The following is a 12,401-nucleotide window of genomic DNA, read 5'->3' as shown; positions in this document are numbered from 1 at the left end:
TCCCGGCGGCGTAGTTCCACCGAATCGCCCCCGCTTCGAATCCTTCGGAGCGGGGGCGATTTTCGTCCCTCCCGGTCATTTCCGTCCGACCGGTATCTCCGGCCTCGTGACTCGTGAAGTACCGAAGTCGGGCAAACACTTCGCGATCGATGCCGCGGGAGGGGTGTCCGCCGTCCCCGGCCTGGCAGGCACGGCTGTGCGCGCCGGGAGGTGCACGTGCGGACAACCTCGTGTCCGGTGGTTGGCAAGCATTCGGCGCAGGAGTTGCATGAATCTCGGGTCGGGTCACGACGGCTGACGACAGTGCGGCCGCGTGGAGCGACTGGTCGATCGAGGTGGATGTGATGGCGTTCGGTGTGGGCTTGAGTATCGGCACGGTAAATACGGTGTGTGTGACGGCCGCCGATCGGTCGGTCCGTCGCAGTGCCCAATTAGCGGCTCGCCGCGGTGCTCCTCCGCCCACCACCTGGCGCACCACCCTCACCTTCGACAGTTCCGGTACCGCCCGGGTCGGCCGCATTCCGCGGCACGGGCGGGTCATTACCGAATTCGCCGACCTGACCCAGCGCGGGGCGCCGGTCGCGCGGGTCGGTCACCGAGCGCTGTCGGCCGCGGATCTTGTTGCCACCGTGGCCAACAGCGTGATCGAGGAGGTGCTGGGGAAGGCTCCGGCCGGGCAGGACGGTAAGGCGGACACCGCTATCACCGTGACCTATCCGGCCGGGTACTCCGAGATCCTGGTGAACGACCTGCGCACCGCGCTCGACGGTATCGGGCTGACGAGTGTGCGGCTGCTGTCCGAACCGGTGGCCGCGGCCGCCTGGCTGGCGGCCCAGCGCGGTCCGCTCATGCCGGGGCTGGCGCTCGTCTACGACTTGGGCGGTTCCGGTCTCGATGTGACGCTGGTGCGGGTGGGCGCGGGCGCGCCCAGTAATCCGATCGTGGGATTGCCGTTGCACTGCACCGACTTCGGTGGCCGGGCCTTCGGCGGCATGGTCGCCAAACGCTTGCGCGGCGCCGTGGATGCGCCGGTGATCTCCCGGGTGAGCTCCGATTCCGATACGGGGGCGCTGCGCACCGAACATGTGCAGAGCTCGCTGCGGCTGGTCTACAAATGCCTGCGCATTGCCGACGTCACCATGGCTGATGTCGATCGGATACTGGTGGTCGGCGGTGCGGCCCGCCCGCCGGAGGTGGCCGATGTGCTGGCGAAGGAGCTGGCCCGCCCGGTGAGCGTGGCGCCCGATCCGGAACGCACCATCGCCGACGGTGCGGCCATCGTGGCCCGGGAGGCGGCGCAGTCACAGGATTCCGCGGCGCATCGCCATCATGTGCTAGCTGATCTGTTCCGGCGCGTCACCCGGGTGGCAGCACTGTAATCCGGCCGGTTACCGGCCGGTTTGCCCTCGATCATGGATCGGGGCGAGGCAACACGTGCAAGCATCTTGCTAGCACTGGTTGACGCTTCTCCAGTTTGGTGTAACCATTAGATACAGATAACGCCAATGCTGGAAGAGGAGAGGTGACGACGATGTCTCCGACCGCGACCCACGTCGATGACCCCGTAGTTGCCGAAGCTCTCGAATACGCGCAGAAGCTGCTGCTGCTTTCCGAGGGATCGGTCAACAAGAGCTTCGATCCGTACGAGGACATCGACTGGGAGAACCCGGACTTCGATCCGAATACGAAGCCCGAGCGCTGGATTCTGCCCGCTTCCGCCGACACCATCGGCCGCCACCCCTGGTATCTCGCCCTCTCCGAGGAGCAGAAGATCGAGGTCGGCAAGTACCGCCAGGCCAATGTGGCCAAGGTCGGCCTGCAGTTCGAGTCGATTCTGATCAGCGGCATGGTGAACCACACCTTCGGTCTCGCGAACGGTGACCCGGAATTCCGGTACTGCACGCACGAGATGTCCGAAGAGCTCAACCACACCCTGATGTTCCAGGAGATGGTGAACCGCATCGGCGCCGACGTGCCCGGTATGGGTCCGCTGGTGCGGCAGTTCCGTCAGGTCGCCGTCCCCGTCGCGGTGCTGTTCCCGAACCTGTTCTTCATGGCCGTGCTCGCCGGCGAGGAGCCGATCGACCACATTCAGAAGCAGATCCTGCGTTCGGGCGAGGAGGTGCACCCGATCATGCGCGGCGTCATGGCGATTCACGTCGCGGAGGAGGCGCGCCATATCTCGTTCGCGCACGAATTCCTCAAGCGCCATGTGCCGGAGAAGAATCTGCCCAGCCGGGTGGTGCTGTCGATTGCCATGCCGATCGTCATGTTCATCCTGGGCCGTTCCATCGTGACGCCGCCGAAGGCGTTCTTCGACGAGTTCGATGTGCCGGAGCAGGTGCGCAAGGAGCTGTTCTACGGTTCCAAGGACGCCAAGCAGGCCTTCAGCGACTACTTCATCGACGTGCGCGCGCTGGCGAGCGAGATCGGCCTGATGAACCCGATCTCCAAGCGGGTGTGGAAGATGCTCGGCATTGCCGGCACCGCCTCGCGTTACCGCTCGGAGCCGATCCGCTCCGGCAAAGCCGCCTAGGACAGGGGACGTACAGTGCCGTACGTAGTCACCCAATCGTGTTGCAGTGACGCGTCTTGCGTCTACGCATGCCCGGTCAACTGCATCCATCCCACGCCCGATGAGCCGGATTTCCGGACGGCGGAGATGCTGTTCGTGGATCCGCAGGCGTGCGTGGACTGCGGCGCGTGTGCGACCGCCTGCCCGGTGGACGCCATCACCTCGACGAAGAAGCTGACCGATGCGCAGCTGCCCTTCATCGAGATCAATGCCGACTTCTACCGCGAGGAGCGGCCGCGACCGCTACTGGCGCAGCCGATTCCGGCGGCGGAGGTCAAGCCCGGGCGGGAGCCGCTGCGGGTGGCGATCGTCGGATCGGGTCCCTCGGCCATGTACGCGGCCGATGAACTGCTGACGCAGCACGGGGTTTCGGTGACCGTCTTCGACCGGCTGGCCACGCCGTACGGTCTGGCCCGCTTCGGCGTCGCACCGGATCACACCAGCACGCGGCAGGTCGGCGAGCTGTTCGAGGTGATCTCCGCGCAGCACGGTTTCGGGTCGTATCTGAATGTGAATGTCGGGGAACATATTTCGCACGACGAGCTGCTGGCGCATCACCACGCGGTGATCTACGCCGTCGGTGCGTCGAGTGATCGCAAGCTCGGCATCGCGGGGGAGGGGTTGCCCGGCAGCGTCTCCGCCACCGAGTTCGTGGCCTGGTACAACGGGCATCCCGATCATGCCGGTCGATACTTCGATCTGTCGCAGAAGCGGGTGGTGATTGTCGGCAACGGCAATGTGGCCCTGGATGTGGCGCGCATTCTCACCACCGATCCGGAACTGCTGGCCGGTACGGATATTTCGCCGCGCGCGCTGACTGCTCTGCGCCGCAGCAAGATCGAGGAAGTGGTCGTGCTCGGCCGCCGCGGTCCGGCCGAATCCGCCTTCACTGTGCCGGAATTCGTCGGTCTGCTCGGAGCGGATGTGGACATCGTGGTCGAGGGTGAGATCCCGGAGACCGATGCGAGCATGCCGCTGAAGGTCGAGCAGAAGCTGAAGCTATTGCGTGGGCTGGCCGATCGGCCGGTCGGAGCGCGTAAGCGGATCGTCTTCCGATACCTGTCCTCGCCCGTCGCCTTCACCGGCGTGGACCATGTGACCGGTGTCGAGGTGGTGCGCAATGAGTTGGTCACCGGCGCCGACGGTGTGGTGCGGGCCGAGGCCACCGCCGGCGTCGACGTTCTGGAGACGGGGCTCGTGCTGACCTCCGTCGGGTATCGCGGTGTACCGCTGCGCGGTCTGCCGTTCGATGAGAAGACCAGTGTGATCCCGAATCTCGACGGGCGGGTGCTGGAGGAATCCGGTGGCGCCGTGGTGCCGGGTGCGTATGTGACCGGCTGGATCAAGCGCGGGCCGACCGGGTTCATCGGGACCAATAAGTCCTGTGCGCAGGAGACGGTGCGGCAGCTGGTCGACGACTTCAATGTGGGCCGGTTGGGCGAACCGGGTCGTGGCGCACACGAATTCGACCGACTGGTCGGTGAGCGTCAGCCGCACGCGATTCGCGGCGGTGCGGTGACCAAGCCGCGGCGGCGACTGCCGCTGCTGGTGCGCAGCCGCTAGCCCGCAGTAAACCTACGGACCGCCCCGTATGACCTCAGGTCATACGGGGCGGTCCTTTTTTTGTATACGGATTGTGTTGTGCGAGTTGTAATGCTGCGTTTGTCCAGTACGACATCACGTGTAGTAGGGACGATTTGACTGCGAATCACGGTCGATGAGGCGTTGCGGGTGGGGAACTCGATGGCAGCAACCGACCAGTGATCGGTAATCCGCGCAGTGAAACTGACGTGGCGGTTTTCTTTTCCGGACACTAATCAGCGACCGGTTGGTATGAATTAGTCGTTCGCTGCACCGTAGCCACAGCGCCCCTGTTTCTGAACTCTCTTGTTGTCCAGTTCGATTCGATCTTGATGCATACCTTGCCTGACCAGTAGGTTCGCTAACTTCGCTACTGGACGCGAAATCTTTTCTCTAGATTCGATATTCACATCCGGCATGTGCCAGTTAACCTGAACCAGCTGTTTGGTAAACGACCGCGTCCACATGGTTGGTACGCCTGTGAGGCCGTGGTCTCGGTGCGTTGACGGGATAGCGATGACTGTTGGATTTGGCATGAGCATCGGCACAGTGAACTCCGTATGGGCAACTGCTGCTGGTGGTTCGAACCGGCCCGCCGTTCGGGTTCGCCGGACCGCGGTGACGTTCGACAGTGCGGGCGGAGCTCGCATCGGAGGCATTCCTCGCTTCGCCCCGGTGGTCACCGATTTCGCCGATCTCACCGCCGATCCGGACCCCGTGGTTATCGGCGGGCGTATCTGGTCACCGGCCGATCTGATCGCGGCGGTGGTGAACGGGTTCATCGAGACCAATGCCCCCGAGGCGCCGGCGGTGACGACCTACCCCGCCTGCTATACCGAGAAGCATGTGACGCGGCTGCGGCGGGCGCTGGACTGGTCGGGCGCCTCGGACGTCATGCTCATGCCGGAATCCGTTGCGGCGGTGGAATGGCTGGACAACGAGTACGGCATCTCGAGTTCCGGTATCACCCTCGTTTACGACCTCGGGGGCAACTGCCTCGATGTCGCGGTGGTGCGCACCGAGGCCGATCGCGAGGAACGCGGCGTTCTCGGGTTCGCGGAACGCTCCTACGACTACGGCGGACGGCCGCTCGGTGCGCTGCTGGCGCGGTACGCCCGCAGTATCGCGCCCGATGCGGCGCAGCCGGTGTCGTCGGTGGTCTCGGCCGCCGATACGAATCGGTTGCGCAGCTGGCACATTCGCAATTCGCTCCGGGTGGTGCGGGCCTGCGTGCATCAGACCGGGCTGGCCATGGAGGACATCGACCGGGTGCTGCTCATCGGCGGCGCGTCCCGGCCGATCGAGGTGGCGCGGGTGCTCGCCGATCTGGGGCGGCCGGTCATCATGTCGCCCGATCCCGCGCACACCGTGGCGGTCGGCGCGGCCATCGCGGCCTTCCGGAGTGTCGATACCGGCTCCGCCATCGGCAGGTATGCGCCCCGGGCGGCGGTATTCTCCGGCGCCGCAGTCGCTTCCGCGCTCGCCATGTCGGCCGCCACCGTGCTCGGCGGTCCGGTGGCCGGACCGCCGACGCTGCAGGCGGCCCCCGGCGCCGATGCGGGCGGGGCGACGCTCGGTGCGGGCGATGTCCTGCTCCTCGAAGACGCCACCTCCGCTCCCGACGGTATGGTCCGCGTGCATCGGGTGGTCACCGCGGCCGTCGTCACCAGCTACGGCCCGATGCCGGCCACGGTCACCCAGAACTGGACGGCTGGGCATCCCGTGGACACCGGCCCCGGCGGCCACTGCGAAACCCGTGTAGTAGAGGACATTCCGACCTACGCCAACCCGGCCCAATTCATCAACCCGCTGCCCTTCGCCTCACCTTTCGCCCTGGGCGCCTACCCGGGCCAAATCCCCTCGGTCAGCCTGCCCCGCACCCTCCCCGGACCTCCCGCCCAGCCCGGCAACAGCGCACCGCAGCCCGGACAGTCCACCCCGGGCGCACCGGGAACCGCGCCCGGTGGTGCACCCGGAACCGCGCCCGGCGGAACGGATTCCGGCGGAGCCGCCCCGGCAAGTCCCGGCACCACGACGGGCGGCACGACCAGCGGCGGTGGCACCACGGACGGTGGGACCAAGCCCGGTGACGGCACGGGCGGCGGAACGACAGCACCTGGCGGCACCACCACGGGCGGCACCGGCGGCGAAACCTCGCCCGGCGGAACAACTCCCGGCGATGGCGGGACCACCGGTGGTGGAACGACAACCGGCGGTGGTACGACCACGGGTGGCACGACCACCGGCGGTTCGACCACGGGCGGAACGACTTCCGGAGCATCTACCGGTGGCGGGACGACCGGCGGATCCACGACCGGCGGTGGAACAACTACCGGCGGTGGTACCACAACAGGGGGTGGCACCACCGGAGGAGGATCCACGACGGGAGGCGGAACCAGCGGCGGTTCGACATCCGGCGGTTCGACAGCTGGCGGCGGAACCACCGGTGGTGGAACGACTTCGGGTGGCGGAGCAACGTCCGGTGGCGGCGCGTCCGGTGGCGGAGCGACCTCGGGTGGCGGCGCGACCGGTGGCGGAGCGACCTCGGGTGGCGGCGCGGCCGGCGGCGGAACCGCTGGCGGCGGAGCAACTTCCGGTGGAGGCGCGAGTTCCGGCGGCGGCACCTCAGGCGGTGGCGGTGCGACCGGTGGTGGCGCAGGTGGCGCTGCGCACGGCGGGGCAGCTTCCGGTGGTGGTGCCGGAGGAGGCGCTGGCGGTGGTGCCGGAGGCGGTGCTGGTGGCGGAGGCGGTGGTGCGGGCCACGGCGGCGGTGCCGGTGGTGGCGGAGGCCACGGAGGCGGTGGCGGCCATCGCTAGCCGGGCGAGCCATATGCAATCCTGCGGCGGCGGTGGCGGCGCCCTTCGCGGCGGAGGTCATGCGGGCGGAGGCGGTGATGGTCATCGCTAGCGGGCCGACACATGAGCGGTCGGGTGGCGGGGGCGGCTCGTGGTCGGAACTCGCGGCCAAACGAGTGGACCCGAACGACTATGCGACCCGGCGCCGACTGCAACTGCTGTGCATCAGAGGCCAGCGACCCGCGCCGAGTACACGCTCCGGCCGGGCCGAACCATGACGGCCGCCGACCTCACTTACGCAGTGCCCCAGCAACCTACGCGGCTTACCCGATAAAAGACGGCGACGCGGGTGGGTGTGGAATCCCCTCGAACCCCCACCCCGACGTCGAACGGACCGGCCCACCCCGCGCTCAGTGCCCAGGCGCAGGGTGGGCCAGGTCCTTTCCGCAGCAGTCCCGCCGACAGCCGGAATCCGCTGCGGCACATCACCCCCGCGCGTACTTCAAGATCACCAGGAACTGGCGGCGGCATTTCGCGAGTAGCCCCCGCCACCAGTTCCTGGTCGTGGGAACAGCGGGTGGCGCGGGCGGTGGCCGGCGAACGTCAGACCGGGGCGATCAGGTCGGCCAGGGCGTCCAGGCTGTCGACCACGATGCTGTAGGCGCTCTGCGGCAACTCCGCGTGCAGGTAGCCCCAGGGCCCGCGGCGGATCAGCACCGGAATCATGCCGGCGCCGCTTGCGGGCAGCACATCGTTGTCCACCCGGTCGCCGACGTAGCAGATCTCGCCGGCCGGGACGCCCGCCACCTCGGCGACCTTCAGGAAGAACTTGGGGTCGGGCTTCTCCAGATCCCACTCCGCGGAGGTGTAGATGGCGTCCACGGGGAGATTCATCTTCTCCAGCGCCGATTTGGCCTGCGGCGGTTGATTTCCCGCGATGATCACCTTGAGCCCACGTTCCCGCAGTCCAGCGAGGGCGCGCCGCACATCCGGGTACAGGTCGTCGGCATCGAAATTGTTGCGCAGGCTTTCGGGCTCGTCCATGGCCCAGCTGACCTGCTCCCTGTCCAGATCCACTCCGGGCAGCAGTAGTTCGAAGGCGTCGGTCAGCGGCCGCCCGGTAGCCGCCATGCCGCCGATCACTCCGAGTAGCGCGAAGCCGGGAATGCCGAGCCGGTCGGCCCATCGGCTCCAGATCCGCGTCTCGTCGATCAGCGTCTCGCCCACATCGAACACCACAGCCTTGATCATCGGCCCAGCCTATCGGGCGGCGCGGCGCCGGATGGCCGGGATCTCGGTGCTGCGATTGATCGATGACCTTTCGGTCACGGCGCGACCGGCATACACGGTCACGAACCCCGCTGACACGGGCAAAACCGTCGCCCCGAATCGATTGATGAACGCTCAGCCCGGCAGTCGAGGCTCCGATCAGCCCGACAGTCGAGGCTCCGATCAGCCCGGCAGTGGCGGCCGATCGATGGGTAGTCCCGCGTCAGGCCGAGAGCTTCAGCGGTAGCGCCGAAGCGGCGGTGTAGCGGTCCAGGATGACGTCGGTCAGGAGAGGGTGGGCGCCGATGGTGGGGGCGTGCACGAGGTTGGGTGCGGCTGCTTCGAGGCGGTCGGTGAGCAGGCCGGGGGCCAGGAACCAGGGTGCGACCAGGATGTGGTCCGCGCCGCGTGCGCGGAGTGCCGAAACCGCTTCGGGGAGGCTGGGTTCGGTGGTGGCGAAGCAGATCTCGGTGGGTACGCCGGTGATCGCCGCGAGTTGACGGGCGATCTGTGCGGTGCGCGCATTGGCGGCCTCGGAGGATGAGCCCACCGCGGCCATGGCGATACCCAGTCGTGAACGAGCCGGGAAGCCCTGGCCCAACGAGGAGACGGCCAGGGCCTCCCACACTCGATCACGCAGGGCCGCGATCACTCGCGTATCGGCCCCGAGTACATCGGCCTGCGTCAGCTGCATTCGGGGATGCCGGGCACGAGCGGCCGCCAGCATGCCCGGCAGGTCCACGCGAGCGTGAAAGGCGCTGCCCAGCAGCAGTGGAACCACCACTGCGTGCGAATGCCCTTCGGCGGCAACCGCATCCACGACCTGATCCACCGACGGCGCGTTCAGATCCAGGAATGCCAGCCGCACATCCAGATCCGGCCGTGCGGTGGACAGCTGCTCCACCACGGCGTACATGGTCGCCGCCGACCGCGGGTCACGACTGCCGTGCGCCACCGCGATCAGCGCCGGCCGTGGGCCGATGATCCGGTCCACTACGGGGGTCTGCAGTGTCGTCGCGCCGACAGAATGGCCGGTGTCGGCTGCAGTCTGTTCCATCGTGTACGTAGGGCGAGGCCGAATGAGGCTCCGTCGCACCGAGACCGGCGGCGCGGCGGTCGTCCGCACAGCTGCTTCGGGCAGCAGGTCCGCCGAGACCACGCCAGCCGGAAGGTTCGCCTGTGGCGGCGCGACCGGCGGCGGGGCCGCTGGAACAGCGCCGCGGACAGGCGAATTCATCTCAGGCCCCGACTTCGACCTTGGTCAGTGCGTCACCGACGAGGCCGGCGGCCAGCGTATTGCCGCCCGCGGGGTCGATCAGCAGGAAGCTGCCGGTGTAGCGGTTGACGCTGTAGTCGTCGGCGGCAATGGGCTCGGCGACGCGGATGGCGATGCGGCCGATGTCATTGAGCGCCAGCGATTCCGGGTTCGGGTCGGCGGCCAGGCGCTGTTCGTCGAAGCGCTCGATGAGGGCGCCGACAATGGCCTGCGTGGTGCGCGCGCCGTGCTTGAGCAGCAGGCGGGCGCCGGGGCGCAGTGGCTTGTCGCCCAGCCAGCACACGGTGGCGTCGAACGTGTCGATCGGCTCGGGTGCGTCATCGGCGGCCACGATGGTGTCGCCTCGGGAGACGTCCACATTGTCGGCCAGGATGAGCGTCACACTGCGGCCCGGCTGCGCGTACGCCAGTTCACCATTGGGGGTGTCGATGCGCTCGACGGTGGTGCGGGTACCGGACGGCAGCACGACGACCGCGTCGCCCTTGCGCACGGTGCCCGCCGCGACCTGACCGGCATAACCGCGGTAGTCCGGATATTCGGCGGTGCGCGGCCGGATCACGTACTGCACCGGGAAGCGCAGGCCGACCTCGTGGCGGGTGCTGTCGGCATCCGCGGGCACCGACTCCAGGTGCTCGATGAGCGACGGACCGGTGTAGTACGGCGTATTCGCCGAGCGCGAGGCGACATTGTCACCGTGCAGCGCGGAGACCGGAATCTCCACCACATCCTCGGGCGCCCAGCCGAGTTTGGCTGTCAGCTCCGAGAATTCGGCGACGATGCGCGCGAACACCCCGGCCGGATCATCGACCAGGTCGATCTTGTTCACGGCGAGCACCAGCTTGGGCACACCCAGCAGCGCCATGACGGCGGCATGACGGCGGGTCTGCTCGATAACACCCTTGCGGGCATCCACGAGCAGGATCACCAGCTGTGCGGTCGACGCGCCGGACACCGTGTTCCGGGTGTACTGCACATGCCCCGGCGTATCGGCGAGCACGAAAGACCGTGCGGGCGTGGCGAAGTAGCGGTACGCCACATCGATGGTGATGCCCTGCTCACGCTCGGCGCGCAGGCCGTCGACGAGCAGCGACAGGTCCGGAGTGGACAGGCCCTTGTCGACCGAGGCGCGGGTGACCGCGTCGATCTGGTCGGCCAGCACCGATTTCGTGTCGTACAGCAGACGTCCGACCAGGGTGGACTTGCCGTCGTCGACACTGCCGGCGGTGGCCAGTCTGAGTAGGTCGGACATCAGAAGTAACCCTCTCGCTTGCGATCTTCCATGGCGGCCTCGGAGACACGATCGTCTCCGCGGGTCGCGCCGCGTTCGGTGAGCCGGGAGGCCGCCACCTCGGCGAGAATCGCCTCATTGTCGGCCGCATCGGAAATGATTGCGCCGGTGGTGGATCCGTCGCCGACGGTGCGGTAGCGCACCGACTTGACCGACAGCTCCTCACCCTCGGCCGGGCCGCCCCAGACGCCGGGCGTCATCCACATGCCGTCGCGCTGGTACACCGGGCGCTGGTGCGCGTAGTAGATGCTGGCCAGCTCGATGTCCTCGCGGGCGATATAGCGCCAGATATCCAGCTCGGTCCAGTTGGAGAGCGGGAAGACGCGCACATGCTCACCCGGAGCGTGCTTGCCGTTGTACAGGTTCCACAGTTCCGGCCGCTGCCGCTTGGGATCCCAGCGTCCGAAGGCGTCGCGCAGCGAGAAGATGCGCTCCTTGGCGCGCGAACGCTCCTCATCGCGGCGGGCGCCGCCGAAGACCGCGTCGAAGCGGTGCTCGGCAATGCCGTCCAGCAGCGGCACCGTCTGCAGCGGATTGCGGATGCCGTCCGGCCGCTCGGTCAGCCGTCCGTCGGCGAGGTACTCCTCGACGGAGGCGACGTGCAGCCGCAGGCCGTACTTCTCCACCACATGGTCGCGGAAGGCGAGCACCTCGTCGAGATTGTGCCCGGTGTCCACGTGCAGCAGCGAAAACGGCAGCGGCGCAGGCCAGAACGCCTTCAGCGCCAGGTGCAGCAGCACCGTGGAGTCCTTGCCGCCGGAGAACAGGATCACCGGTCGCTCGAACTCGCCCGCGACCTCGCGGAAGATGTGGATGGATTCGCTCTCCAGCGCGGCAAGAGTGTCGAACTCTTCGGACGCGGACAGGACGGGGGGCTCGGAAATGAAAGCGCTCATGAGGCGTGCAACCCGCATTCGGTCTTGGCGAGGCCGGCCCAGCGGCCGCTTCGCGGATCGGATCCCGGTTCCGGCTTCCGTGTGCACGGAGCGCAACCGATGGACGGATATCCCTCCTCCACAAGGGGATTGACGAGAGTGCCATTGGCCTCGATATAGGCGGCCATCTCATCGTCGGACCAGGCGGCGATCGGATTGATCTTCACCAGCCCGAAGCCCTCGTCATAGGAGATCAGGGGCGCATTGGCGCGGGTGGGGGCCTCCACGCGGCGGATGCCGGTGACCCAGGCGTTGTACGGCTGCAGCGATTTGCCCAGCGGCACCACCTTGCGCAGGCGGCAGCATTCGGCGGCATCGCGGGCGAACAGATCCTTGCCCAGCAGCTGATCCTGCTGCGCCACAGTGTTTTCCGGCTGCACATTCACGATGTTCACGCCGTACACCATTTCGACCGCGTCCCGCGTGCCGATGGTCTCGGCGAAGTGGTAGCCGGTATCCAGGAACAGCACATCCACACCCGGATGCACCTGCGCGGCCAGCTGCACCAGCACCGCGTCCTGCATATTCGAGGCGACAATGTAATCGGCGCCGAAGTTCTCCTCGGTCCACTGCAGCAGCTGCTGCGCGGTGGCGTCCGGCCCGAGTTCGGCCGCGCCCTTCTCCGCGAGTGCGCGCAGCTCTGCCTCAGCGAGTTTTGTTGTGGTCATTGCCGTCTCCTCC

At 67.5% G+C, this 12,401-nt stretch carries 9 protein-coding genes; 4 read left to right on the top strand and 5 right to left on the bottom strand.

Annotated features, from left to right (window positions below):
* Positions 1-344: 344 nt before the first annotated feature.
* The 4 genes from OG326_RS35365 (at position 345) to OG326_RS35350 (ending at position 6,973) form a co-directional block, all read left to right on the top strand.
* Complete coding sequence (locus tag OG326_RS35365; protein ID WP_327141461.1) at positions 345-1,379, top strand: Hsp70 family protein; 1,035 nt, start codon at positions 345-347, stop codon at positions 1,377-1,379.
* 152 nt (positions 1,380-1,531) lie between these two features.
* Positions 1,532-2,536, top strand: coding sequence for an AurF N-oxygenase family protein (locus OG326_RS35360; protein WP_327141460.1), 1,005 nt, complete (start codon positions 1,532-1,534; stop codon positions 2,534-2,536).
* Positions 2,537-2,551: 15 nt separating this feature from the next.
* Positions 2,552-4,138: an FAD-dependent oxidoreductase gene (locus OG326_RS35355; RefSeq protein ID WP_327141459.1), complete on the top strand. Its 1,587-nt coding sequence runs from the start codon at positions 2,552-2,554 to the stop codon at positions 4,136-4,138.
* A 552-nt stretch (positions 4,139-4,690) separates the two neighbouring features.
* The gene (locus OG326_RS35350) at positions 4,691-6,973 is read left to right on the top strand and encodes an Hsp70 family protein (RefSeq protein ID WP_327141458.1); all 2,283 of its coding nucleotides are present in this window, start codon (positions 4,691-4,693) and stop codon (positions 6,971-6,973) included.
* A gap of 582 nt (positions 6,974-7,555) precedes the next feature.
* Here the strand turns inward: OG326_RS35350 and OG326_RS35345 are convergent.
* The 5 genes from OG326_RS35345 to OG326_RS35325 form a co-directional block, all read right to left on the bottom strand.
* The gene (locus tag OG326_RS35345; protein ID WP_327141457.1) at positions 7,556-8,203 is read right to left on the bottom strand and encodes an HAD family hydrolase; all 648 of its coding nucleotides are present in this window, start codon (positions 8,201-8,203) and stop codon (positions 7,556-7,558) included.
* Positions 8,204-8,444: 241 nt separating this feature from the next.
* Entirely contained in the window at positions 8,445-9,278 is an 834-nt protein-coding gene (locus tag OG326_RS35340; protein WP_327141456.1) for a sirohydrochlorin chelatase, read from the bottom strand.
* 181 nt (positions 9,279-9,459) lie between these two features.
* Positions 9,460-10,746 carry a sulfate adenylyltransferase subunit 1 gene (locus OG326_RS35335; RefSeq protein WP_327141455.1) on the bottom strand — a complete coding sequence of 429 codons (1,287 nt, stop codon included), beginning with the start codon at positions 10,744-10,746 and terminating at the stop codon, positions 9,460-9,462.
* Complete coding sequence (gene cysD / locus OG326_RS35330) at positions 10,746-11,681, bottom strand: sulfate adenylyltransferase subunit CysD (RefSeq protein WP_327141454.1); 936 nt, start codon at positions 11,679-11,681, stop codon at positions 10,746-10,748. Before cysD ends, OG326_RS35335 begins: the two co-directional genes overlap by 1 nt.
* The gene (locus tag OG326_RS35325; RefSeq protein ID WP_327141453.1) at positions 11,678-12,388 is read right to left on the bottom strand and encodes a phosphoadenylyl-sulfate reductase; all 711 of its coding nucleotides are present in this window, start codon (positions 12,386-12,388) and stop codon (positions 11,678-11,680) included. The genes cysD and OG326_RS35325 overlap by 4 nt, the downstream gene beginning before the upstream one ends.
* Positions 12,389-12,401 lie beyond the last annotated feature (13 nt).

Origin of the sequence: Nocardia sp. NBC_01327 (assembly GCF_035958815.1) — a bacterium.
In the GTDB taxonomy this organism is placed as follows: Bacteria; Actinomycetota; Actinomycetes; order Mycobacteriales; family Mycobacteriaceae; genus Nocardia.
This window is presented reverse-complemented; position numbering and strand designations above follow the sequence as displayed.

What these genes read in the sequence shown, in the direction of transcription:
- OG326_RS35365 (WP_327141461.1), top strand. Translation starts at nt 345, where the DNA reads ATGGCGTTCGGTGTGGGCTTGAGTATCGGCACGGTAAATACGGTGTGT.
- OG326_RS35360 (WP_327141460.1), top strand. Translation starts at nt 1,532, where the DNA reads ATGTCTCCGACCGCGACCCACGTCGATGACCCCGTAGTTGCCGAAGCT.
- OG326_RS35350 (WP_327141458.1), top strand. Translation starts at nt 4,691, where the DNA reads ATGAGCATCGGCACAGTGAACTCCGTATGGGCAACTGCTGCTGGTGGT.
- OG326_RS35345 (WP_327141457.1), bottom strand. Translation starts at nt 8,203, where the DNA reads ATGATCAAGGCTGTGGTGTTCGATGTGGGCGAGACGCTGATCGACGAG.
- OG326_RS35340 (WP_327141456.1), bottom strand. Translation starts at nt 9,278, where the DNA reads ATGGAACAGACTGCAGCCGACACCGGCCATTCTGTCGGCGCGACGACA.
- OG326_RS35335 (WP_327141455.1), bottom strand. Translation starts at nt 10,746, where the DNA reads ATGTCCGACCTACTCAGACTGGCCACCGCCGGCAGTGTCGACGACGGC.
- cysD (WP_327141454.1), bottom strand. Translation starts at nt 11,681, where the DNA reads ATGAGCGCTTTCATTTCCGAGCCCCCCGTCCTGTCCGCGTCCGAAGAG.
- OG326_RS35325 (WP_327141453.1), bottom strand. Translation starts at nt 12,388, where the DNA reads ATGACCACAACAAAACTCGCTGAGGCAGAGCTGCGCGCACTCGCGGAG.